A 22,979-nucleotide genomic window follows, 5' to 3' on the forward strand; every position below is an offset into this window, starting at 1 on the left:
CTTATTTTTAAAGAGCTTTTCTAACATTTTCAGCAACTTAGTTGCTCGTCGTTAGGGGTGCGTATCTTACTTCACACCGTGAGAGAGTCAAGCATTTTTTTCAAATTTCTTTTCTCTCAATTCCGACTCGCTGTGTGACTTTCGTCTCACTCCGTGTCGGTGGATGCGCAGTATAGGGAGTTGAGAAATTAGTACAAGCGTTTTTTGCAAAAAAACTTTCAACCGTTCATTAATCCATCAAAACGCCGAAATTTGCATATTTCTTCGTCACATTTGAGACATATCACAGCAATTGGTTGGAAAAACACCAACCATATACGTAAGATTCATGTGTCTATTCTGTTAAATAGACAATCGATCTCTTTATTATCTATATGTAGTAATCAAAATGACGTCTAAAAAAAATCTGATCCTATCTGCCGGGCTGGCCGTCATTGGGGGAGTGCTATTCTCTCAATTCGCTATTCCACCAGCTTTGAGCTTTCTTATCGGTGTTGCCGCTACTGCTTTTCTATTTTCATTTTCTAGCCAAACACCATCTATTCAACCAACGGAATCTGATCCTTCAACTAAAACGCTGTATGTCGGTAACCTTCCTTACAAAGCAAATGAGAGTCACGTTCGTGATTTATTTGCAGAGTATGGGCAGGTATTTGCTGTGCGCTTAATGAAAGATAAACGCACAGGTAAAAGAAGAGGGTTTGGTTTTGTCGTTATGGCCGCTGCTGATGCAGAACCGGCTATCGCGAAGTTAAATGAAAGGGAATATATGGAGCGAACACTTAAAGTTCGTATTGCTAACGATCCGAAACACCCAGATGGCGATAAATCTGAACTGGATTAAATCCTAATTTCGCCAGACAAATGTTCAGTGCATCTTCTTGCCAAGGAGGTGCACTGGCAAAGATTAGTTTTACCCCTTCGTCTTTCTCTTCAAGCTCACCACAAGACAGTAATGCTTTAACCCGCCGCGCTATCGCCTCCCCAGAATCAATCAAAACGACGTTGCTACCCAGCACTTGCTGAATTTCGCTTTTGATTAGTGGGAAGTGTGTACAACCAAGTACGGCGACGTCTACTTTATTGCATAGCGGCGATAAGATACTTTTCAGTTCATCCAAAGGAACACTTTCACCACGTAGCTTTTCTTCTGCCATATCAACCAAACGCGTCGAACCTAGCAATTCAACTGGCTTACCTTGTGCAAAATCGCGGATCAGCTCATGAGTGTATTGACGAGTGACGGTCGCAGGCGTTGCGATTAATCCTACTCCCTGAGTCGCTAGTAAGGAGGCCGGTTTGATGGCAGGCACGACACCAACAACTGGCACTAATAAGTTGTCACGCAATGACGGCAATACGATTGTACTGGCAGTATTGCACGCAATGACTACGATATCGATGTGATGCTCTGCTACCAATGCGGAAACCAGCTGATTGACGCGCGAGATAAGCACATTCTGATCGAGTTCGCCGTAAGGATAAGCTTCGTTATCGAACAGATAGAAGTAGTCTAAGTGTGGAAGGAGTTGGTGAATTTCTTGGAAAACTGACAGTCCGCCGACACCGGAATCAAACACTAGAACTTTTTTCTTACTTGATGCTCGCACGAGTCTTACCTGATGAATAGAGACTCGGCGATCATACTGGTTAGATTTGTTTTGGCAATGCTTTGGCGCGGTATCTTTGATGGCTAAATCGCTCCCCTATTTCCACTTCAAGCTTAATCAGTTCTATATGTCCTTGAAATGATGGGGTTGATGTCACCAATGTGTGGAACTCACCATTTTCTCCACATGGATCAATATGACGTGGTAATGACTCGATTAATACTTGGTCATACCAACGGCCACACCATTCTGGATCAAGTGCCTTTCCATCAATGGTAATCAACATAGTTTTAATTCCACGTTCTATGACTTCCATCGCTAAGCTCAAACTATTCTCCCCTAAGAGAGGAAAGACACATTCCCATCCTGCTGGCTCAATGTAGCTACGTCGATAGTCGGCAATACCATTGCAGAACATATCGCCAAATGCGACAGCTTCTATCTCAAGGTCACTCTCAGTTAATGCATTGACGATGGTCGATTGATAAATATCGTTACTCGGGAAAATGTCAGGCAGTTCGATGGTAATAAGTGGTAGGCCAAGCAAGTCCGCTTGCATCTGCACAACTTCAAGCGGCGTTGCTTGGAACGGCACTTCTTTCCCTACGTAAGTCGTATACAAACCAACCACCTGATAGTCCGGGTTTTCGTTTAAACGCTCTAACGTTAGTGTAGAGTCTTTACCGCTCGACCAACTGATTACGACACGTTTTGGTTTCGTCATTTTGTTTTCCAGCCATTTTCTGCACACCAATAATGATAAAGACCGCCAATAAGGCGGCCTTTGTTGTATCAAACGCAATTAGAATCGGTAGTCAGCGGATACAAAGTACTGACGCCCAGGAGTTGCGTAACCTGAGTACATCTCGTAGTTTTTATCGAAAGCGTTGCTTAGTTTGGCGTTGATGTCCCACCTTGAGTTTACAGCGTAAGAAGCGGTGAAGTTCCATAGGCTGTAGCTCGGTAGTCTTGTACTACCATTAAAGCGCTCACCTTGGTAAAGATACTGCGAGCCCAACGTCCATTGGTCAAATGTCGCATAAGCATTCCACTTAGCACCGCGCTTGGAGCGGTATGCTAGTTGGGTATCTTCTGCACCCGACTTGTCGACAGGATCTTTGTAATCTAGGTAGAACTCATGAGAGACAATATCAGTATCGAGTTTAACTTCTAGTTCGATACCTTTAATCTCAGCTTCACCAATGTTTTGCATGCCCGCACCTTTCCAGATCAGCATGTTTTCAATTTGGTTGTAATACCCAGTTACAGTCCAATCAACGATCGATGCCACACCAGATAACGATAGTTCCGTGTTTTTTGACTCTTCAGGCTTTAAGTTCGGCATTTCATAGCCAGGGTAATACAAGTCAACAAAGCTAGGCGCACGGAATGCAGTGCCGTGGCTCAGCGTTAATTCGTATCCTTCGTAAACTTTCCAACCTGCTGCGGTTTGCCACGTAGTGTTGTTGCCAAACTGGTTGTTTTCATCATTACGTACGCTGGCTTCGAAGGTCCATGCATTCAATGCATATTGAGCAATTGCGCTGATGCCAATGTTTGTTCTTGGATTCTTCTCTGGGTTGTAGTCTTTCGCTGGTCCCCAGTCACTTGGTGCAAGGTAGCCTTTTGCTAACTTCTCATTACGGTAATCTAAGCCGCCTCCAATACTCAGTTCATCATTGATGCTGTATGAGTTTAGCCAAATTGCATTGAACTGTTCGATGGCCACGTGATCGCCGGTCGACTTACTTTGGCCCGATTTAAGGTCATAGTTGTCTTGTTGACCGTAAGCTAACTTCAACTCAGAAGTGTAAACATCTTTAGAATACTCAAGTGACAAATCTGCACCTACGTATTCCACTTCACCCGTTTTCTTTTCGTGCTTATCTACTGTTCCCCACCCAGGATTGCCATAACTGCTGTTGTCATAGTCGTATTCGTTGCTGTATGTACTAAAGCCAACGTAACCAGAAAAATTATCAGAAAAGTTTTGCTGGTAACCTAATTTAAGGTTCAACGTTTCAAATCCGTGCTCATCGCCATCATTCAAACCCGGCAAAGGTTTAACGTTGAAACCATCCGTTTTCTCGTAACCTAATACCCCTTTGATGTGCTTACCTTCACCTACAGGTTTAGATACGGCAAACGTACCTTTTTTATGATTGTTGGAGCCATAACCCGCCGACACTCGGCTTGCATCATCATCAATACTTGCTCGAGTAATAATGTTGATTACGCCGGAAATCGCCTCTGAGCCATAGATAGATGCGCGTGCGCCGCGAATGTAGTCGATACGTTCAATAGAGTTGATTGGAAATTGGTTGAAATCGATACCGCCCATGATTGCGCGAGGCATACGTACGCCATCAACCAAAACCAACACTTGGGTGGCACTGCCACCGCGAACAAAAATCGATGCGCTTTGGCCACGGCCACCATATTGAGCAACCTCAATACTAGGCAAAGTACGGAACACATCAAACAAACTGTCAGCTTGCTGACGGCGAATATCTTCTTTCGTTACTGTCACGGTTTGAGCTAGAACAGCACCATCGATTTGCTTGAATCGATTCGCAGTAACTACGATGGTTTCGTCAACAGAAGTTTCTTGGGCCTGTAGATAAGAGACAGGTGAAAGCAGCGATGCCAGGGTGATCGCCAATGCGGATTTTTTCATTATATTGTCCTAAATCGCGTAATTCCTTCCGAGCCCTGCCTCCTTAGGCAGTCCAATGCTGTGGCTCAGTTGCTGGCAGGTATTCGGACTGAAGAGCGAGGTTTACACCACCTAGTTGCTCGACTTCCCACATAAACTAATGCAGTGTCGTGATGAGCGTTCGTTCTCTTTTACCGCTGCGCGTCAGTTCTGGATTTTCACCAGATTCCCATTTCAGCCATCTAGATTGCTAGATGCCACCAGCTTGAGGCAAATATTATTCAGCTATTGATTATTTGTCCAGCCAATATTGCCCATAGAAATTGTAACGTTTTGATTAATTTTGCTTTCTCCTCAACCTGTACGCACTATCTTTAAATCAATTCCCGTACAAAACTGGACATACTGTTGAGATTGAATAAAATCTGCGCTCTTAAATTGAATGCACCATAAAAGGTAAGATCATGGCTACTCTTGATGTAAATCCACAACGCTACCAAGAACAACTGGCTGAAAAAGTCGAACGTCTCACTGATATGTTCGCGCCATACAACGTGCCAGAACTGGAAGTGTTTGAATCACCAGAGCAGCATTACCGTATGCGTGCTGAGTTCCGTGTTTGGCATGAAGGTGAAGACCTGTACTACATCATGTTCAACCAAGAGACTCGTGAGAAATACCGCGTAGACCAATTCCCAGCAGCCAGCCGTCTGATCAACGATTTGATGCCGCTATTGGTTGAAGCGATGAAAGACAACGAATCCCTACGCCGTAAACTATTCCAAGTCGATTTCCTATCGACGCTAAGCGGTGAGATTCTGGTTTCACTGCTTTACCATCGCCAACTTGATGAAGAGTGGATTAAAAACGCGAAAGCCCTTAAACAGCGTTTAAATGATGAAGGCTTTAACCTAAACATCATTGGTCGCGCACGTAAGATGAAAATCATCCTAGACCGTGACTACGTGATCGAAAAACTGGACGTAAATGGCCAAAGCTACATCTACCAGCAAGTCGAAAACAGCTTCACCCAACCGAATGGCAAAGTAGCAGAGAAGATGTTGGAATGGGCGGTTGACTGTACTCAAGAGAGCACTGGCGACCTACTAGAGCTTTACTGTGGTAACGGCAACTTCTCGTTAGCATTAGCGCAAAACTTCGACCGTGTACTTGCTACTGAGCTTGCTAAGCCTTCGGTAGAATCAGCACAATACAACATAGCAGCGAACAAAATCGACAACGTACAAATCATCCGTATGTCGGCAGAAGAATTTACAGAAGCAATGGAAGGTAAGCGCGAATTCCGTCGTTTAAAAGACAATGGTGTCGATCTGAAGAGCTACAACTGCAACACGATTTTTGTCGATCCACCACGTGCAGGTATGGATGTGGATACGTGCAAAATGGTGCAAGGTTACGAGCGCATCATGTACATATCTTGTAATCCAGAGACACTAAAAGAGAACTTGGACATTCTAAGCGAAACTCACAATGTGACGCGCTTTGCTCTGTTCGACCAATTCCCTTACACCCACCACATGGAAGCCGGCGTTTTACTAGAACGTAAAGCGTAAGCCACCAGCGAAAGACATAAAAAAAGCGAGCTTAATAGCTCGCTTTTTTGTTGGAATTTTTTCAATTATTCAGCAGAAGTTTTCTTTTCCATGAAACCCAGCTTTTTACCAATCCATGCCAATAGGATCATCGACACCATGATTGCGAAGAAATTTGAGCCTGCTTCTGGGTATTGCGCTTTGATAAACGCAGAGTGACCAAAGGCACCAACAAAGAAACACGCTAAGCCCACTAACGGAATATCTTCCGATACCGGGTTGTTTAAGTACTCTTGGTAAAGAGCTTGTACAGCCAGTACGAGTGCAATCAATGGGAAGATTGAGAAAGACACTTCACTCATGGTCAACCATGACAATAAAGCATCACCACACATACCTGCAACCAGTGCCAAAATCAGCGTTTTCTTTTCAGATTTATTTCCATTCGACATTATTCTATCCCGCCTTTTAATCGGTTACGTTCACGTTCTTTGCGATACCAATAGGCCCCTTTGGCTATCATTCGCAATTGCATGATCAATCGCTCGGCGAGTTCATCGCGCTCACGTCGATCTAAATCTAAAGCTTCAGCACCCGAACTAAAGACCAAAGTCACCGACGCCTCTGCTTGAGTATACGCCTCTTCTCTGGTCATACCGGTGCTCATTAAATACTCGGTTAATTCTGCCGCAAAATGCTGGATTTCTCGAGCGACGGCAGTACGAAATTCAGAAGAAGTGCCAGAGCGCTCACGCAATAATAAGCGGAATACGTTAGGGCTACTTTCAATGAATTCCATAAAGGTTTCAACCGAAGTTCGAATCACACTGCCTTCTTTGACAATACGTTGACGTGCCTGACGCATCAGTTGACGTAATAGTAAACCGCCTTCATCAACCATTGTTAAGCCTAGCTCATCCATGTCTTTGAAGTGACGATAAAAAGAAGTGGGTGCAATTCCTGCCTCTCGGGCAACTTCTCGCAAGCTGAGACTGGAAAAGCTGCGATCCGCACTTAATTGACTAAATGCCGCATCGATCAGTGATCGACGTGTCTTCTCTTTTTGTTGCGCGCGGATTCCCATCGATTTCATTCTTAACTTGCTCTTTTCTGTAGGGTACAAGAGCTTCAATATAACGCAATTCACCCCTACGGAGAAAGATATGTTGCCTCACCCGAGGCAAGCGGCGAGAACGTTACTATTGGCATGCATCTAATTGCAATGTTCTCGAGTCAATTTATAGACATACAACATACCAATTCATCCTTTTGTTCGATTCTGCGTGATCACTTCCACTCTCTCGCAGCCATTGCGTGTACGTATAGAGCAAATGAGTTAAAATCGCGCTAAAGCAATGTTAAGCAAATATAACAAGGAAGGCATCATGGCGCATGTTAATCACTATGACGTGATCGTAATTGGTAGTGGCCCTGGCGGAGAAGGGGCTGCAATGGGGTTAACCAAAGCGGGACTGAATGTTGCCATCGTCGAGAAAGAAAGCAGTGTGGGCGGTGGCTGTACGCACTGGGGAACCATTCCATCGAAAGCGCTGCGCCATGCAGTAAGCCGTATCATCGAATTCAATAGCAACCCACTATTTTGCAGAAACAACACCAGCCTTCATGCAACATTTTCTGACATTTTAGGCCATGCGAAAACGGTTATCGATAAACAGACTCGCCTTCGTCAGGGGTTTTACGACCGCAATGACTGCACGCTGCTGTTCGGTACTGCACGTTTTATCGATACGCACTCTATCGCGGTAATGCAAAATGACGGTACGGAAGAAACCTACTCGGCCGATAAATTTGTCATCGCGACGGGCTCTCGTCCTTACCGACCAAACGATGTCGACTTCTTGCATGAACGAATCTACGACAGTGACTCTATCCTGAGCCTGAAACACGACCCTCGTCATATCATCATTTATGGTGCAGGCGTTATCGGTTGTGAGTACGCCTCTATCTTCCGTGGACTTGGTGTGAAAACCGACCTGATCAATACCCGAGATCGTTTGTTGGAGTTCTTGGATAACGAAGTGTCTGATGCACTGTCTTACCACTTCTGGAACAGCGGCGTTGTCATTCGTAACGACGAAACCTACGAGAAAATCGAAGGCACAGAAGATGGCGTCATAATTCACCTGCAGTCAGGCAAGAAAATGCGCGCCGATTGTTTGCTGTATGCGAACGGCAGAACCGGTAACACCGACAAACTCAGTTTGGATGTCGTCGGTCTAGAATCGGATTCTCGCGGCCAGCTTAAAGTGAACCGCAACTACCAAACGGCGGTTGAGCACATTTACGCAGTAGGTGATGTGATTGGTTACCCTAGCCTTGCAAGCGCAGCCTACGACCAAGGACGCTTTGTCGCACAAGCGATCACCAAAGGTCAGGCTGAAAACTATCTGATTGAAGACATCCCAACAGGCATCTACACCATTCCAGAAATCAGCTCTGTTGGTAAAACAGAACAAGAACTGACGGCAGCGAAAGTGCCTTATGAAGTTGGCCGCTCTTCATTCAAACATCTGGCCCGTGCGCAAATTGCAGGCAAAGATGTCGGCAGTTTAAAAATTTTGTTCCATCGTGAAACCAAGGAAATTCTCGGCATTCACTGCTTTGGTGAACGTGCAGCGGAAATCATCCACATTGGTCAAGCCATCATGGAACAGAAAGGCCAAGCCAATACGATTGAATATTTCGTGAATACTACCTTCAACTACCCGACCATGGCTGAAGCCTATCGTGTAGCGGCATTGAATGGGCTGAACCGATTGTTCTAGTAGCCATACAATGCTGAGATAATGAGGTTAAATGAGTATTTGGGTTGCCATGATCCAAATGCAAAAACAGCAGGTTTTCGACCTGCTGTGTTTATTTACGCGAGGAACGTTCCTTTACGCCATTGATAGAAGAATATTACTCCAAGACCAATCCCTCGCATTGCCATAAAGCTGGTCATCGCAAACCACAGTGCATGGTTTTGCCAGCCAGAGAACAAAAAGAAGATTACGAAGAAACAGCAAGTCGCCACGAACATACTGTTCCGCATATCTTTACCTTTGGTGGCACCAACAAAAATGCCATCGAATAAGAAACACCACATAGATGTCAACGGCATCACCACCAGCCAAGGTAGATAGATCGCTGCTTGCTGCTGCACAATCGCAATAGAAGTGATCATGGCGATCAAATTCGATCCCGCTAAGCCAAATACCGCAGTAAGCCCTAAGCAGATGATCAGACTCCAAAAGAATGTCCCGATCAGAGAATCACTAAGCTGAGCTCGGTCTTTCGCGCCAATCGCTTTCCCCACCATCGCTTCCATCGCGTAGGCAAAACCATCCATGCCGTAGGAAATCATCATCAAGAAGCTCATCAACACAGCGTTTGCCGCGACAACATCATCACCAAAGCTCGCGCCCTGAAACGTCATAAAGCTAAACGCAGCTTGCAAACATAATGAACGAAGAAAGATATCGCGATTGAGTTTCACAAATCGCCCTAGCCCATGCTGAGTGTCAGCAAGTAATTGCTTGGGTGACGGCAACTGACGTGCTTGCCATGTCTTCCACACGCAGACCAAACCAAACGCCATGCCTGAGTAATCAGCAATCACGGATGCAAGCGCAGCACCTTCAACTTTCCAACCTAAGCCCATCACAAATAACAAATCGAGAGCGATATTGGTGACATTGGTGATAATCACCATCCACATAGGCGCTTTGGAGTTTTGCGTGCCGAGCAACCAGCCCAACAACACAAAATTCGTCAATGCCGCCGGCGCACTCCACACTCGGATAGAGAAATATTGCATGCCGTAGTGCTTCACTTCAGCACTGGCATCACTCCAGCCAAAAATCAGATCAGCAAGTGGGTTATGGGCTATGAGGAACACCAAAGCAAACAGCAAAGCCATGAATGAGCCCTGCATGAACACCAAGGCAAGTTGCTTTCGGTCTTCACCGCCATAGGACTGCGCCGCTAGGCCAGTCGTCGACATGCGTAAGAAGCCGAGCAGCCAGAACGTTACGCTGATCATAGTGCTGCCCAACGCAACGCCGCCCAAATACCACGCGTGCTCTAGGTGACCAATCACCGCCGCATCGACTAAGCCTAATAGTGGGACGGTAATATTAGACAACACCATCGGGATCGCGAGCGCTAACACTTGACGATGCACTTGAGGATTCGATAAAGGAGAGAAAATAGAGTTTGTCACAGGCACCTCGTTGTTTAGATCGACGAGTGTACCTGAGTGCTTAATGACTAGCCAATTACCACTTGATGTGAACAAGCACTGGCGTGAGACGGTGCTTTAGCATTGGAATTTTATTGAGCCAGCGTTGCCAAGCTTTCCATCGTGAACAGAATCGGTCGAATGGCGAGAACGCTTTCACCCATTGTGCCCACGGCAACCATCTCAGAACTTGTTCCGCCGGTGCCTCAAATCCATGGGCATAGCAATCCGAGCCAAGCTTTTGCCCCCACTTGCTTTCTGTTAAGTCTCCAGCGAGTACCATACAGACCTCAGCCGAGACAAAATGGCGACCTAAGTTTTGAATAAACCGCGCAACATGTCGCTCAGAGCAATCCAACAATGCCATTTCGCACAGAATCAATACGGGTGATTTATCTGGAATGGTCAGAGATTCGAGCCACGACATGTCTTCCACACTCCCACTGCGATGTTCGTAGCGTTCGTTTTTATGGAATAGACGCTGACGCCAAACTAGATTCTCCGTAACATCCAATTCAATCCAGTGACAGCGGCCGTTATCCAAACGGTAAAAACGGGTATCGAGTCCAGCTCCAACATTGATGATCCAAGCGTCCGGATTTTGCTGCAAAAACTGCGTTACCTGTTGGTCGCACAGTTGAGTCAACGTCACGTGTAGCAGCTGCTTTTGCGCGACATCACCACTTAAACAATCAGGTGCCATCTTGCAGCTTAGACAAGCTTTCGCCGCAATGGGGTCATACACCAAACCATTGTCGACCATGCTTTCACGGCTGCGTAATAGCAAAGGCTTCAATAGATGATTAGGAACTTGATGTTTTGACTTAGACATGGGCATTTCCTGCGCCAGTGAGAAAGAGTGGACACTGGAAAAGATGATAATGAATATCAATTACATTATCAAGCACAGAGAGAGCCGACAAGAATATGAGAAATAAACTGCGAGCAGGAAATCAAAGCGGATGAGAAAAAAAAGAGCTAAGACAAATAGGCAACAGCCCAGCGAGGCTGGGCTGTTGCGATAAACTTACATCCAATCGGTATTGCGAATAATACCAACGGCTAAGCCTTCAATAGTCAGATGCTGAGACGTTAAGTCCACTTGAATCGGTGCGAACTCTTCATTCTCTGCATGCAGTAAAACGGTTGAACCTTTACGTTCCAAGCGCTTGACGGTCACATCGTCATCAACACGAGCAACGACAACCTGACCATCGCGAACATCTTGTGTTTTGTGCACAGCAAGCAAATCACCGTCCATAATACCGATGTCTTTCATACTTTCGCCGTTTACACGAAGTAAGAAATCCGCTTGCGGCTTGAACATCGCAGGGTCAACTTGGTAGTGCGCTTCTACGTGCTCTTGAGCCAGAATCGGCTCACCCGCAGCGACTTGACCAATCAGAGGCAAGCCCTGTTCGTCATTGGCCGCATCTTCAAGCAGGATTCTGATCCCACGCGATGCGCCCGGAATAATTTCAATGGCTTGCTTACGAGCAAGCGCTTTTAGGTGTTCCTCTGCGGCATTCGCAGAGCGGAAGCCAAGCTCACGCGCAATCTCTGCACGAGTTGGTGGCATTCCGGTGTCATCGATTTTGCTTTTAATCAAATCGAAGACTTGTTGTTGGCGTGGCGTTAACGGCTTCATGTCTCACCTGTCTTTTTATACAGTTAACTGTGAGTATATCCAGTAAATGGTCAAATGGAAACCCAATTGGTTGTTTTTTAATTTATTTGCTTCGCTTTCTGAACTTGCCCACAAACTGTGGCGCAAAGCGCGTTTAAAACACCGTGTCTGAAGTTAATCAAAGTAAAGCAACAACTTAGGAGTTCGACTAATTTCCACTCAATAAAATTAAAAGGTTTGACCAGTTTCTGGTATCCTTGCTGCGCTTAAAATTTATTGCCTAGGCTTATTTCTATTGCCGTACTCATTTCTTTGCCAAGAAGTTGAGCCACGCGGACACAGAACTAAGGTTGGGCCTGTTTGAATACCTATTGAGGCTGTGAACTTTATGTCTTCTGGACAATCATTTTCACGTTCATTACTAAAACTACCTTTATCGGTAATGGTAAAGGGCACCACAATCCCATCGAATCCGATTGACGATCTCAACATCGACCTAACTAAGCCGATTGTGTATGCCTTGCCGTTCCGTTCGAACGTGGATTTGCTGACACTGCAAAAACAAGCCATGAGCCTTGGGCTACCAGACCCGCTCAGTCCGCTGGAAATCAATGGCAAAACGCTTAATCGTTTCGTCTTTATTGCCTCACGTCCAACCGTGATGGGTAATGACAACGACATCCCGACAGATTCTGTTTCTCTATTTACTGAGCTGCTGGAACTGCACAAGCTTGATAGCGAGCTTGATGTGCAGATGATCCCAGCGACCGTACTTTGGGGACGCAAACCAGGTAAAGAAGAGAACCATCGCCCGTACCTGCAACCAATGAATGGGCCACAAAAAGCGAAAGCGGTAATGGCAGCAGGTCGTGACTGTTTGGTGCGCTTTAGCCCGGTGGTTTCACTGCGTTATATGGCGGATTCTCACGGTACAGACAGTGCTATTGCGCATAAATTAGCGCGCGTGGCACGTATCCACTTTTCTCGTCAAAAATTGGCGGCATCAGGTCCAAACCTACCGCAACGCCAAGTGCTATTTGCTCGCCTGTTAAAGTCACCTGCAATTGAACAAGCGATTGAAGACGAGGCAAAAAGCAAAGACATTTCGATTGAGAAAGCGCGCAAAGAAGCCCATGACATCATGGATGAAATCGCGGCCGACTTCTCATACGGTCTGGTGAAAAACGGCGATCGCATCCTGAGCTGGCTATGGACCAAACTGTATCAAGGTCTGCACATCAACAACGCTTCGACAGTGCGTCGCTTGGCGCAAGATGGCCATGAGATCGTGTACGTGCCGTGTCACCGTAGTCACATGGACTACCTGCTGCTATCTTACGTTCTGTACCATGAAGGTATGGTGCCACCGCACATTGCTGCGGGTATCAACCTGAACTTCTTCCCTGCGGGTCCGATTTTCCGTCGTGGCGGCGCGTTCTTTATTCGTCGTAGCTTTAAAGGCAACAAACTGTACTCCACGATTTTCCGTGAGTATCTAGCCGAGCTGTTTGCAAAAGGTTACTCGGTAGAGTACTTCAGCGAAGGTGGTCGCTCACGTACCGGTCGTTTACTGCAAGCGAAAACGGGTATGTTGGCCATGACGATTCAAGCGATGCTGCGCGGTCTAAACCGTCCGGTAACGCTGGTACCGGTTTACATCGGTTACGAGCACGTAATGGAAGTGGGCACTTACGCCAAAGAACTGCGCGGTAAACGTAAAGAGAAAGAGAACGCAGGTCTTGTTCTGCGTACTCTACGTAAACTGCGTAACTTTGGTTTGGGCTACGTGAACTTCGGTGAGCCAATTCAGCTCAACCAATACCTTAACGAGCACGCACCAGAGTGGACAAAAGACATCGATAGCATGGGCGGTAGCAAACCACAGTGGATGAACCCTGTGGTCAATGAGCTAGCAAACAAGATGATGACGCACATTAACGATGCGGCAGCGGCAAACGCCTTAACGCTTTGTGCAACAGCATTGTTGGCTTCTCGCCAACGTGCACTGTCTCGTGATTCTCTGATCAATCAGATTGAGTGCTACTTGAAGCTACTGAAAAACAACCCATACTCAAGCACTTCAACCATCCCAACGGAAAGTGCTGAAGAGTTGGTTGATCACGCTATCTCGTTAGATAAGTTTGTGATTGAAACAGACAGCATGGGCGACATCATTTCTCTTGATCGTAGCCAATCGATTCTGATGACTTACTATCGCAACAACATCATTCACTTGTTTGCGCTGCCATCATTGATTGCCCAGATGATTATTCGTCAGCGCAATCTCACTGTGGAGAAAATCCAAGAGAACGTCGCGCAAATCTACCCATTCTTGAAGAAAGAGCTGTTCCTAAGCTACCAAGAGAAAGATTTAAACGACCTTGTGGTGAAAACGTTGAATGAGTTTGCCGAGCAGAAAATGATCTGTCTTGATGGCAACAAATTGGAAATCAACCAATCAAACAACCAACCGCTGGTTCTACTTGGTCGCACGATTACTGAGACGCTGCAGCGTTACTCAATCGCCATGAACCTATTGGTTGCGTACCCTGAGTTGGGTAAATCGGATCTGGAACAGAAGAGCCAAGACATCGCGCAACGTTTAGGTCGCCTGCACGGTATCAACGCGCCGGAGTTCTTCGACAAAGGTGTGTTTACCGCCATGTTCAATACGCTCAAACAGCAAGAGTACCTCGATAGCGACGGTAACTGCGATAAGAAGAAAACGCAGAAATTTGCCAGGCTACTGTTTACGCTGCTGTACCCAGAAGTGAAGTTGACCATCGAAGAAAGTATCCACCAACTTCAGGCATAACAAACACACAAAAAACAAAAGGCATCCAATTGGATGCCTTTTTTGATCTTCGGATTGATTACCAGAACGCGACGAATAAACCTATCGCTATCACCATGCCAACGTAGTTGTTGTTAAGGAAAGCTCTGAAACACAAATCGCGCTCGCGGTGGCGGATCAAGTGCTGCTGATAAACAAACAATGATGCGGCAATCAGAACCGTCCAGTAGTAACTTTGGCCTAATTGATAAAACTGCCCTAGCCCCACCAACATCGCCAACGTCACTAACTGTAACACTCCAATAATTAACTTGTCGTGGCGACCGAACAGAATCGCTGTCGATTTGATACCGATTTTTAAATCGTCATCGCGATCCACCATTGCATACTGAGTGTCGTAGGCAATCGTCCACAATGCATTAATCACAAACACAAACCAAACCATCACTGGTAGCTCACCGGTTTGTGCCGCCCATGCCATAGGAATCGCCCAGCTAAACGCTAATCCCAAAAACAGCTGCGGGATATGCGTGTAACGCTTCATAAAAGGGTAGATAAAGGCTAAGACAAGGCCCGCAAAAGAGAGCTGAATCGTTAAGGGGTTCATAGTCAAAACAAGTAAGAATGAGCTCACGGCCAAAACCAAAAATAAGCCAATCGCCTCTTTCGCCGTGACCTTACCCGAAGGCAATGGACGCTGTTTAGTACGCTTCACATGACCATCGACTTTGCGGTCTGCAAAATCGTTAATGACACAGCCAGCGCTACGCATTAAAAATACACCCAGCACAAATACAATGAGCACATCCCAACTCGGTATGCCTTGGGCTGCAATGACCAGAGCCCAAACCGTTGGCCACAACAATAATAGTGAACCAATTGGGCGATCCATTCGCATCAGCTGCCAATATGCTTTGGCTTTTTCTGCGGACATTTACACTCTCTCCTTGGCGTAAATAGGTGAATTCGATAAGAATAACTCAGCGACTAACATAGGTTTGTGATTCATCCACAACCTTGAGCGTCGTGCGAGAAAACGACCTTGAGGCAAGTGAACCCAACCCATTTGGAGCGAGTCGCGCTCGACATTATCGGCGCTAAAGACGGTGAGCCCTAGTGGGATATCACCTTGCTGCGCTAAGTCGTATTGCTGATCGACCAACGTAGTACGTGGGATCAAAGTACGACCAACAACCCAAGGGCAGTCGTCTCCACACAGGACGACCTCTCTTAGGAGGCAATCTTGCTCAGACAGTAACTGACTTTCGTCCGATTTCAGTGTCTTCGCTGTGACGATATGATTTTGCAGCAGTTCTACCGTCAATTCTTGACAGTGCTGCTTTAAACGACGTGACAAAGACCCTTGTTCTTCCAGCCAATGCTTGGCAAATTCGTTTGGAAATTCAAATTCTTCGGGCTTTTGCCACTCTACTTCCAATAAAGAAGCAAGATAGAGTGATGTTGGCTGATTCATACTAGTATTCAATTGGAGGCTTTATGCGTACAATAAAGCAACAACTTACCGTCTTATTGAAACCGTAAGTTCCGTTATTTGTTATAGACGGCCTATTGTATCAAGACTGAAGCGATTCGAATATCGCGATCCAGAGAAAGAAAAGTTAGAAATATGTACAAACGTTATGTAGCCCAAATTATTTTTGCGTTAACAATCCTGATCTCCGCACCAAGTTGGGCTGAAACGGAAGAGACTGGACCAAAATTAGCGTACTTCACCCTAGAGCCAGATTTAACCACTAACTTTTACACCAAAGGTAAAAAATTAGGCTATGTACAAGTGCGTATCGACATCATGGTGATGAGCCAACAAGACCTAGCGATTGTTGAGCACCATCAACCCTTGATTCGCGATGCGGTCATCGAGCTCCTAGGCAAACAAACCGAAGATACGATCAAGTCGCTTTCTGGCCGAGAAGACCTACGCAAAACGTTGGTAAAAGAGCTAAACGAAACCTTACTGCCAGAGACAGGGAAAACCGTCATTGCTGATTTGCTGTTTACCAAATACCTCTATCAGTAAGGAACGCTGCTTTAGATACAAAAAGACCGCTTTCGAGCGGTCTTTTTTTGTTTTTGCTATCACGCTTGTTGTTGGTATTTCTGCTTGCCCGAGTCGAACAGCGCAATCGCCATCCCGGCTAACAAGCCAGCTAAGTGAGCCGTATTGGCAATGGCCATAAACGGTTGCACAAAACCAAGTACCAACCACACCAACATAAAACCAATGATGGATTTCGGCAGCGTTAAACCTAAATGAGGTAAACGGTAACCCAAAACCCACAAATAGCCGAGTAGCGCGTACACAACACCAGATAACCCGCCGAAGTTCGCACCTTCAACATAGAACTGGCCAGCACCAGAGAGTGCCGCAGATACCACAAAGATTTGCAGTAACTTGCCAGAACCAAGTCGACGTTCAATATCGCCACCAAGTTGCCACCACCACAACAAGTTAAAGATGATGTGTGTTACCGAGAAATGTAGCAATGCATGACTCACCCAACGCCACAATTGCCATTGCTGGCCTTCAAACGCGGGAAAGTGCAACAGAGCAAATACCCCATTTCCAAAGCCTAACATCTGCAAACCATAAATCACGGCGCATACGGTCATGATCAATAAGGTCACTGGACCGGCTTTGGCTTTGATCATTCCCATGATACTTGGCCTAGCGTAATGAAATTGGCTCTTACGAGTATCGGCAACGTCCCAGGAAGCGGCGCTGTATTTGCTAGCGGATGGATTCGCCAAAAATTGCTTCAGTTCGGCCTCTGCCTCAACTTCATGCTGGCTGTCCGTAAGCCAAAGTGCAAATTGTCCTTCACCTTCGGGCATCATCTCAATATCTATCTGACGAGAGGCCATATAATCGATAAAGGCTTGCGCCATGCGTGGATTATTTAACGTTACCAATCTCTTCATTAACTTCTCACTATCGGTAGTTGTGCTCGCTGCCAGGCTTCAAAGCCACCGTCTACACTGTACACCTGTTCGAAGCCTTGGTTAACTAAATATTGCGCTGCGCCTTGGCTGCTAATTCCGTGATAACACATCACAAGGATCGGCTGTTCAAACTCTACATCTTCCATAAACGCCACAATCGTATCGTTGGTTAGATGATAAGCCGACTCAGCATGTGCCACGGCAAACGATTGAGGATCACGAATATCTACAAGCTTTGCCTCGCCCTGCTCAAGCAAAGCCTGTGCACCTTGTACATCGATATGCTGAAACTGGTCCATTTACTTTCTCATTTTGTCGTTATGAATATACCCAAATAACCTTGGCACCCGAACTAAACACTCAGCTGCTCGGTGTATTAAGTCGGAAAAAGTCATTTGGGTATACTGCCGCCATTGTAACCTATCCAGTGGCAAACTTAGACACAAGGATAATCAGGGCTTTTAAAATTGCACACATTCCAACCATTTGTGGATAAAGCTGTGAATTGCGTTGATAAAGTATATTTGGATCTTTTGATCCACAAGATGTAGTGATGATCCTGATCTAGCTGTGTGTATATTTATAACTATCCCCAAGCGACAAAACTGCTATCACCCTTATTTTGTCTGGGTTTCGAACAGTTGATAAATAATTACTTCACAGAGTTATGCACAGGTAGCACAGAAAATTTAGATCGCAAACGCTATCTATTTTCGATCGAAAATAAAAAAGCCGAGATCACATGATCTCGGCTTTCTATGAAAATCTTACTTTATATTAGAGACTGAAGTTAGAACTCACCAACGGCCAATTTCAGCTTCTTCATCGCATTCTTTTCTAACTGACGAATACGCTCTGCAGAAACGCCAAACTCATCAGCCAAGTCTTGCAATGTTGCTTTCTCATCGTCTAACCAACGAGAGCGCACAATGCGTTGGCTACGCTCATCTAGGCTTGCTAGTGCGTGACCAAGACGATTATTGGTGTGCATTTCCCAGTTTGCAGCTTCGATGTTGTCAGCCACGTCCGACGATTTGTCTTCTAGGTACAGCATCGGTGCAGTGTATGAGCTAGTCGCACTGTCATCATCGTCAGTTGGCATATCAAACGTTGAATCGACCGCCGCAAGACGTGATTCCATTTCACGAACTTCGGAAGGTTCTACGCCCAACTCACGAGCTACGGTTTCGACTTCGCCATTGTTAAACCAACCTAAGCGTTTTTTCGATTTGCGTAGATTGAAGAACAATTTACGCTGCGCCTTAGTTGTTGCAATTTTAACGATACGCCAGTTACGTAGTACGTACTCATGGATCTCTGCTTTGATCCAGTGAACAGCAAAAGACACCAAACGTACGCCCACTTCTGGGTTAAAACGTTTAACGGCTTTCATTAGACCGATATTGCCCTCTTGCACTAGATCTGCCATTGGCAAACCGTAGCCTGAGTAACCTCGAGCAACGTGAACAACGAATCTTAGGTGTGACAGGATCAGGCCTTTCGCAGCCTCAATCTCACCTTTGTAGTGTAATCGTTCTGCCAGTTCACGCTCTTCATCTGCTGTCAGCATTGGGTAGCTGTTTACAGAGCGAATATAGCTATCAAGGCTATCTTGCGTGACTAGAGCCATCGGATACGCTTCTTTTGTCATTCAATTCCTCATCAATCTCTGATCTGGAGCATTACATTGCAATTTAGCTTCGATATCTTGAACTCAAAATGAACAAGTTTCAAGAAGGGCGAGCAATTATCCATAAACAATTGGTCTAAACAAGAGGTAAAAATTAGCTTGTGCTAATAAATTCCAAGTATAAGACCTTCATCACTTAAACTGGTTCAATTTCTTTTAAGTGGCGCTGCGCTGAAACGCGCGCGGCAATACAACCTAAAAGGCTACCGGTGATAATCAGCAGCAAAGATTCATCCCAACTTAGGCCAATTAAACGGAATTGGCTGTCGTACAACGCGGCAAGATCTTCTACGGCGCTGTTCATCACAATAGTCACTAACGCCGTGACAAACCACGCAATGACTGCACCTAATACACCAAACCACATACCTGTGTATAGGTACGGACGCAAAATGAAGCTGTCGGTCGCACCGATAAGCTTCATGGTTTGAATCTCTTCTTTATTCGCCAATACATTAAAACGTAATGTGTTACCAACGATTAAAAATACCGCACCCAACATCAGGATTGTCAGAGTCACGACAATAATGCCAGCTAGTGTTTTGATGGCATTTAAGCGCGCAAGCCAGTCTTCATCTAGCCTAACATCGGTCACATCTTGTTGTTGGCCTACTTCTTTTGCTAGGGCTTGAATGTCTGTTTTGATATCAGATTCTGGCGTAATCACCAACACGCCCGGTAACGCATAACCGCTTAGCAAGCTCAGTGCTTGGTCAAAACCCGCGTACTGGCTTAAATCGGCCAAACCTTGCTGTGGAGAAATATATTCCACTTCTTTTACAAGAGGCCAAGTTTCAATTTGATCTTTGAGAACCATTACACGCGCATCCGGCATACCTTCCACTAAGTAAGCACTAACTTGCGAGGGAGATGCCACATCTTCGGCAGCGCCTGCCACGTTTTTGCCCAATAGATACAAACAAGCTGGCATGGCAAGTGCCATGGAGATCACCGCTAGAGTCAGAATGTTGCCTAGTGGTCGTTGCCATAAGGCGCTAAAAGAGGATTTTGCTTGTTTTGCATGGACAGAGAAAAAACCATCGGTATTTGCACGCTTGGCACTGCGGCCTTTCCCTTTCTTTTCGGAGTGCTTGTTACCTGCCATAGTCTTCTACCTCACTTAGGAAGCCTTGGTTCAATTCAAAATGACGATATTGTGGGCGAGTGTTTACTAACCCAACATCGTGCGTGGCAAGTAGGATGGTCACGCCCGCACGGTTAAATTCTTCGAATAAACGCAACACACGGTTGGATAATTCTGGGTCAAGGTTACCCGTTGGCTCATCTGCCACTAATAACGTTGGTCGGTTTACCACTGCACGGGCAATACCAACGCGTTGTTGTTCACCACCAGAGAGCTGGCTCGGCAAACAACGGGCTTTATCGAGTAAGCCCGTTTTGTCTAACGCCGCAGAAACGCGACGCTTAATTTCAGTTTCGGAAATCGATTCAATACGCATCGGCAGTGCGACGTTGTCGTACACACTGCGATCCATCAAGAGACGGTGGTCTTGAAAGACAATCCCAATATTGCGGCGCAAAAATGGAATGTCTTTGCTTGGAATGCGCGTGATGTCGTGACCATTGAAATGGATTTTGCCATCGGTCGGACGCTCTATCGCACATATCAATTTCAACAAGGTACTTTTACCGGCGCCGGAGTGCCCGCCTAAAAACGCCATTTCTCCGCGCCTCAGGTGAAAATCGACTTTTTGTAGTGCTTGTCGACCACCTCGGTAAGCTTTACTCACTTGTTGAAATTTGATCACCGTTGATTTCCTCTAACTTCAATTACTCTTCACGGCTAAACAAAGCGTCGATAAACTCTTGAGTTTCAAAAGGACGCAAGTCTTCAATGCCTTCGCCAACACCAATGTAGCGAATTGGAATACTAAACTGATCAGCGATAGCGAAAATAACGCCGCCTTTCGCTGTACCATCCAGCTTAGTCAATGTAATCCCGGTTAGAGGAGCTACATCACTGAAAAGTTTCGCTTGGCTAATCGCATTTTGGCCAGTACCCGCATCCAGCGTCAGCATGATTTCATGTGGTGCAGAATCATCAATTTTCTTCATCACACGTACAATCTTGCGTAGCTCTTCCATCAGGTTGGCTTTGTTTTGTAGACGACCCGCCGTATCGGCGATAACCACATCGACGCCACGCGCTTTTGCCGCTTCAATCGCATCGTAGATAACCGATGCGCTGTCTGCGCCAGTATGCTGCGCGATCACAGGAACATTGTTACGCTCGCCCCACACTTGCAGCTGCTCAACTGCAGCCGCTCGGAAAGTATCGCCAGCCGCTAACATTACTTTCTTGCCTTGGCTTTGGAACTGCTTCGCAAGTTTACCGATAGTGGTGGTTTTACCCACACCATTCACACCAACCATCAAGATGACATAAGGTGTTTTGCTGCTGTCGATCTCTAGAGGCTGTTCTACTTTAGATAAAATCTCCGCCATTTCTTCTTTCAGCAGGCCATAAAGGGCTTCGCCATCTTTCAGATCACCACGAGAGGCTTTTTCTGTCAGGTTGTTGATGATTTTTGTGGTGGTGTCCATGCCCACATCGGCAATGAGCAGTTGCTCTTCTAGCTCTTCAAATAGGTCGTCATCGATTTTTTTACCGCTGAACAGGCCAAAGAAACCAGCACCGATGTTTGCTTTCGTACGGCTAAGGCTGCGTTTAAGGCGAGCGAAGAAGCTTTCTGTCGGCTTTTCTTGCTCTTGAATACGAGGCGCAACCGGTACTTGTGGCTCTTCTGCTTCTGCTTCTGCTTCTGCTTCTGCTTCTGCTTCTGCTTCTGCTGGGGCAGCCTCAGCTTTTTCTGGCTCTTGTTCAAGCTCTTGAGTTTGTTGAGCTTGCTCAGCAACCTCTTCGGTTTGCTGCTCTTCAGAAGGCGCTTCCACTGCTTCTTCTGTTACTGTTTCTTCAGTTTTTGGTTTTGGGCTTTGTTCTTCGTCACCAAAACCTAGCCACGAAAGTAATCCGCGCTTCTTTTTTTCCGTCATCTGGGGCTATCCTAGATTGTCTTTTTATCTATTAATGACTCTTTTTTGACAAGATTATTATCTGTCTAAAAAAGGCTAATGACAAAGTTGTGAAAACTTTCCAATTAGGTGATTCTAATCTTATTAGTGTTACACTCTGTCATCTTGAATTTTCTGGGCTGTATCCAAGCTCAAAGCTTGGGCGATTGGGTATAGTATCACTTTATTAGCGGTCAAAAAATCTATGGTAAGACGTCGCCAGCAAAACACATCACAAAAAAAGCCAACAACGGGCTTTGTTCGCATTATTAGTGGTTTATGGAGAGGCAGAAAACTCCCTGTCCATGACGCTGAAGGTTTGCGTCCAACCACTGACCGCGTGAAAGAAACCCTGTTTAACTGGTTAGCACAAGATGTGCCGCAAGCAAAATGCCTCGATTTATTTGCTGGCTCTGGTGGTTTAGGTTTTGAATCGGCTTCACGCCAAGCAGAACTCGTGACCATGATTGAGCTCAACCCGCAAGCTTTTCAGCAGTTACAAAAAAACGTCGCATCATTGAAAGCCACTAATATCCAAGTGGTGAACACCGATGCCTTGAGCTTTCTGAAACAACCAGGCACACCACATCATGTGGTTTTCATCGATCCACCTTTCCGTAAGGGACTATTGGATGAAACCGTGACCTTGCTAGAGCAAAACGGTTGGCTTGCAGAAGACGCAATGATTTATATTGAAACGGAAAAAGAGCTGAGCATTGCTGGGCTTCCGGAAAATTGGCACCTGCACAGAGAAAAAACCGCAGGCCAAGTCAGTTACCGTCTGTATGAACGTACCTCAGCCTAACGCCTCG

At 45.9% G+C, this 22,979-nt stretch carries 22 protein-coding genes and 1 riboswitch; of the genes, 6 read left to right on the forward strand and 16 right to left on the reverse strand.

What is annotated here, in order from left to right:
- Window positions 1–388 precede the first annotated feature (388 nt).
- Window positions 389–844 (forward strand): RNA-binding protein, encoded by a 456-nt coding sequence (locus tag ACF8OV_RS11170; protein ID WP_005480876.1) that lies wholly within the window; start codon window positions 389–391, stop codon window positions 842–844.
- Here ACF8OV_RS11170 and murI read toward each other — a convergent pair.
- The 3 genes from murI to ACF8OV_RS11185 form a co-directional block, all read right to left on the reverse strand.
- The gene (gene murI, locus ACF8OV_RS11175; RefSeq protein ID WP_203505203.1) at window positions 798–1,610 is read right to left on the reverse strand and encodes a glutamate racemase; all 813 of its coding nucleotides are present in this window, start codon (window positions 1,608–1,610) and stop codon (window positions 798–800) included. The two genes, ACF8OV_RS11170 and murI, sit on opposite strands and share 47 nt — an antisense overlap.
- Before the next feature lie 40 nt (window positions 1,611–1,650).
- Window positions 1,651–2,334 (reverse strand): ATPase, encoded by a 684-nt coding sequence (locus tag ACF8OV_RS11180; RefSeq protein WP_047506554.1) that lies wholly within the window; start codon window positions 2,332–2,334, stop codon window positions 1,651–1,653.
- A gap of 78 nt (window positions 2,335–2,412) precedes the next feature.
- Window positions 2,413–4,287, reverse strand: coding sequence for a TonB-dependent receptor domain-containing protein (locus tag ACF8OV_RS11185; RefSeq protein WP_203505205.1), 1,875 nt, complete (start codon window positions 4,285–4,287; stop codon window positions 2,413–2,415).
- Window positions 4,288–4,343: 56 nt separating this feature from the next.
- Window positions 4,344–4,546: riboswitch (cobalamin riboswitch) on the reverse strand.
- Between the two features lie 184 nt (window positions 4,547–4,730).
- Here ACF8OV_RS11185 and trmA point away from each other — a divergent pair.
- A complete protein-coding gene (gene trmA, locus ACF8OV_RS11190; RefSeq protein WP_203505207.1) occupies window positions 4,731–5,840 on the forward strand; it encodes a tRNA (uridine(54)-C5)-methyltransferase TrmA in 1,110 nt (369 codons plus the stop codon).
- 65 nt (window positions 5,841–5,905) lie between these two features.
- On the opposite strand, the gene ACF8OV_RS11195 is transcribed toward trmA, so the two are convergent.
- Together ACF8OV_RS11195 and fabR are read right to left on the reverse strand one after the other, a co-directional pair.
- On the reverse strand, window positions 5,906–6,271 hold the full coding sequence (locus tag ACF8OV_RS11195) for a YijD family membrane protein (RefSeq protein ID WP_005460363.1): 366 nt from the start codon (window positions 6,269–6,271) through the stop codon (window positions 5,906–5,908).
- A complete protein-coding gene (gene fabR / locus ACF8OV_RS11200) occupies window positions 6,271–6,912 on the reverse strand; it encodes an HTH-type transcriptional repressor FabR (protein WP_005480868.1) in 642 nt (213 codons plus the stop codon). The genes ACF8OV_RS11195 and fabR overlap by 1 nt, the downstream gene beginning before the upstream one ends.
- 262 nt (window positions 6,913–7,174) lie before the next feature.
- On the opposite strand from fabR, the gene sthA reads away from it, so the two are divergent.
- Window positions 7,175–8,605: a Si-specific NAD(P)(+) transhydrogenase gene (gene sthA, locus ACF8OV_RS11205; RefSeq protein WP_071652463.1), complete on the forward strand. Its 1,431-nt coding sequence runs from the start codon at window positions 7,175–7,177 to the stop codon at window positions 8,603–8,605.
- 95 nt (window positions 8,606–8,700) lie between these two features.
- On the opposite strand, the gene dinF is transcribed toward sthA, so the two are convergent.
- The 3 genes from dinF to lexA form a co-directional block, all read right to left on the reverse strand.
- On the reverse strand, window positions 8,701–10,044 hold the full coding sequence (gene dinF, locus ACF8OV_RS11210; RefSeq protein ID WP_025509591.1) for an MATE family efflux transporter DinF: 1,344 nt from the start codon (window positions 10,042–10,044) through the stop codon (window positions 8,701–8,703).
- A 55-nt stretch (window positions 10,045–10,099) separates the two neighbouring features.
- Window positions 10,100–10,894 (reverse strand): class I SAM-dependent methyltransferase, encoded by a 795-nt coding sequence (locus ACF8OV_RS11215; RefSeq protein WP_025509589.1) that lies wholly within the window; start codon window positions 10,892–10,894, stop codon window positions 10,100–10,102.
- A 195-nt stretch (window positions 10,895–11,089) separates the two neighbouring features.
- Window positions 11,090–11,710, reverse strand: a complete 621-nt coding sequence (gene lexA, locus ACF8OV_RS11220; protein ID WP_005480871.1) for a transcriptional repressor LexA — start codon at window positions 11,708–11,710, stop codon at window positions 11,090–11,092.
- Window positions 11,711–12,077: 367 nt separating this feature from the next.
- On the opposite strand from lexA, the gene plsB reads away from it, so the two are divergent.
- Window positions 12,078–14,504 carry a glycerol-3-phosphate 1-O-acyltransferase PlsB gene (gene plsB, locus ACF8OV_RS11225; protein ID WP_392404358.1) on the forward strand — a complete coding sequence of 809 codons (2,427 nt, stop codon included), beginning with the start codon at window positions 12,078–12,080 and terminating at the stop codon, window positions 14,502–14,504.
- 58 nt (window positions 14,505–14,562) lie between these two features.
- On the opposite strand, the gene ubiA is transcribed toward plsB, so the two are convergent.
- Window positions 14,563–15,417 (reverse strand): 4-hydroxybenzoate octaprenyltransferase, encoded by an 855-nt coding sequence (gene ubiA, locus ACF8OV_RS11230; protein WP_031852953.1) that lies wholly within the window; start codon window positions 15,415–15,417, stop codon window positions 14,563–14,565.
- Window positions 15,418–15,957 carry a chorismate lyase gene (locus tag ACF8OV_RS11235; RefSeq protein ID WP_005460374.1) on the reverse strand — a complete coding sequence of 180 codons (540 nt, stop codon included), beginning with the start codon at window positions 15,955–15,957 and terminating at the stop codon, window positions 15,418–15,420. It lies immediately after the preceding gene.
- 153 nt (window positions 15,958–16,110) lie between these two features.
- On the opposite strand from ACF8OV_RS11235, the gene ACF8OV_RS11240 reads away from it, so the two are divergent.
- Window positions 16,111–16,521 (forward strand): flagellar basal body-associated protein FliL, encoded by a 411-nt coding sequence (locus ACF8OV_RS11240; protein ID WP_005460376.1) that lies wholly within the window; start codon window positions 16,111–16,113, stop codon window positions 16,519–16,521.
- 59 nt (window positions 16,522–16,580) lie between these two features.
- On the opposite strand, the gene glpG is transcribed toward ACF8OV_RS11240, so the two are convergent.
- From glpG to ftsY, 6 genes are all read right to left on the reverse strand, one after another.
- Window positions 16,581–17,423 carry a rhomboid family intramembrane serine protease GlpG gene (gene glpG, locus ACF8OV_RS11245; RefSeq protein ID WP_203505211.1) on the reverse strand — a complete coding sequence of 281 codons (843 nt, stop codon included), beginning with the start codon at window positions 17,421–17,423 and terminating at the stop codon, window positions 16,581–16,583.
- On the reverse strand, window positions 17,423–17,743 hold the full coding sequence (gene glpE / locus ACF8OV_RS11250) for a thiosulfate sulfurtransferase GlpE (protein ID WP_005460380.1): 321 nt from the start codon (window positions 17,741–17,743) through the stop codon (window positions 17,423–17,425). Before glpE ends, glpG begins: the two co-directional genes overlap by 1 nt.
- Before the next feature lie 491 nt (window positions 17,744–18,234).
- A complete protein-coding gene (gene rpoH / locus ACF8OV_RS11255; RefSeq protein WP_005490420.1) occupies window positions 18,235–19,095 on the reverse strand; it encodes an RNA polymerase sigma factor RpoH in 861 nt (286 codons plus the stop codon).
- A gap of 175 nt (window positions 19,096–19,270) precedes the next feature.
- On the reverse strand, window positions 19,271–20,239 hold the full coding sequence (gene ftsX / locus ACF8OV_RS11260; RefSeq protein WP_203505213.1) for a permease-like cell division protein FtsX: 969 nt from the start codon (window positions 20,237–20,239) through the stop codon (window positions 19,271–19,273).
- The gene (ftsE, locus tag ACF8OV_RS11265) at window positions 20,229–20,903 is read right to left on the reverse strand and encodes a cell division ATP-binding protein FtsE (protein ID WP_005481953.1); all 675 of its coding nucleotides are present in this window, start codon (window positions 20,901–20,903) and stop codon (window positions 20,229–20,231) included. Before ftsE ends, ftsX begins: the two co-directional genes overlap by 11 nt.
- A 22-nt stretch (window positions 20,904–20,925) precedes the next feature.
- Complete coding sequence (ftsY, locus tag ACF8OV_RS11270; RefSeq protein ID WP_005491145.1) at window positions 20,926–22,149, reverse strand: signal recognition particle-docking protein FtsY; 1,224 nt, start codon at window positions 22,147–22,149, stop codon at window positions 20,926–20,928.
- Window positions 22,150–22,372: 223 nt separating this feature from the next.
- On the opposite strand from ftsY, the gene rsmD reads away from it, so the two are divergent.
- A complete protein-coding gene (rsmD, locus tag ACF8OV_RS11275) occupies window positions 22,373–22,972 on the forward strand; it encodes a 16S rRNA (guanine(966)-N(2))-methyltransferase RsmD (protein WP_005455148.1) in 600 nt (199 codons plus the stop codon).
- The last annotated feature ends 7 nt before the right edge of the window (window positions 22,973–22,979 follow it).

This window comes from Vibrio sp. GLN_1 (assembly GCF_043106015.1).
Lineage (GTDB): Bacteria > Pseudomonadota > Gammaproteobacteria > Enterobacterales > Vibrionaceae > Vibrio > Vibrio parahaemolyticus.

Excerpts from the sequence above, each read along its gene's own strand:
- sthA (WP_071652463.1), top strand. The coding sequence starts at position 7,175 with ATGTTAAGCAAATATAACAAGGAAGGCATCATGGCGCATGTTAATCAC.
- rsmD (WP_005455148.1), top strand. The coding sequence starts at position 22,373 with ATGGTAAGACGTCGCCAGCAAAACACATCACAAAAAAAGCCAACAACG.
- glpG (WP_203505211.1), bottom strand. The coding sequence starts at position 17,423 with ATGAAGAGATTGGTAACGTTAAATAATCCACGCATGGCGCAAGCCTTT.
- ubiA (WP_031852953.1), bottom strand. The coding sequence starts at position 15,417 with ATGTCCGCAGAAAAAGCCAAAGCATATTGGCAGCTGATGCGAATGGAT.
- ACF8OV_RS11180 (WP_047506554.1), bottom strand. The coding sequence starts at position 2,334 with ATGACGAAACCAAAACGTGTCGTAATCAGTTGGTCGAGCGGTAAAGAC.
- ACF8OV_RS11170 (WP_005480876.1), top strand. The coding sequence starts at position 389 with ATGACGTCTAAAAAAAATCTGATCCTATCTGCCGGGCTGGCCGTCATT.
- ACF8OV_RS11215 (WP_025509589.1), bottom strand. The coding sequence starts at position 10,894 with ATGTCTAAGTCAAAACATCAAGTTCCTAATCATCTATTGAAGCCTTTG.
- plsB (WP_392404358.1), top strand. The coding sequence starts at position 12,078 with ATGTCTTCTGGACAATCATTTTCACGTTCATTACTAAAACTACCTTTA.
- ftsY (WP_005491145.1), bottom strand. The coding sequence starts at position 22,149 with ATGACGGAAAAAAAGAAGCGCGGATTACTTTCGTGGCTAGGTTTTGGT.
- fabR (WP_005480868.1), bottom strand. The coding sequence starts at position 6,912 with ATGAAATCGATGGGAATCCGCGCGCAACAAAAAGAGAAGACACGTCGA.
- ACF8OV_RS11240 (WP_005460376.1), top strand. The coding sequence starts at position 16,111 with ATGTACAAACGTTATGTAGCCCAAATTATTTTTGCGTTAACAATCCTG.
- ACF8OV_RS11235 (WP_005460374.1), bottom strand. The coding sequence starts at position 15,957 with ATGAATCAGCCAACATCACTCTATCTTGCTTCTTTATTGGAAGTAGAG.
- lexA (WP_005480871.1), bottom strand. The coding sequence starts at position 11,710 with ATGAAGCCGTTAACGCCACGCCAACAACAAGTCTTCGATTTGATTAAA.
- ftsX (WP_203505213.1), bottom strand. The coding sequence starts at position 20,239 with ATGGCAGGTAACAAGCACTCCGAAAAGAAAGGGAAAGGCCGCAGTGCC.
- trmA (WP_203505207.1), top strand. The coding sequence starts at position 4,731 with ATGGCTACTCTTGATGTAAATCCACAACGCTACCAAGAACAACTGGCT.
- glpE (WP_005460380.1), bottom strand. The coding sequence starts at position 17,743 with ATGGACCAGTTTCAGCATATCGATGTACAAGGTGCACAGGCTTTGCTT.
- ACF8OV_RS11195 (WP_005460363.1), bottom strand. The coding sequence starts at position 6,271 with ATGTCGAATGGAAATAAATCTGAAAAGAAAACGCTGATTTTGGCACTG.
- rpoH (WP_005490420.1), bottom strand. The coding sequence starts at position 19,095 with ATGACAAAAGAAGCGTATCCGATGGCTCTAGTCACGCAAGATAGCCTT.
- ACF8OV_RS11185 (WP_203505205.1), bottom strand. The coding sequence starts at position 4,287 with ATGAAAAAATCCGCATTGGCGATCACCCTGGCATCGCTGCTTTCACCT.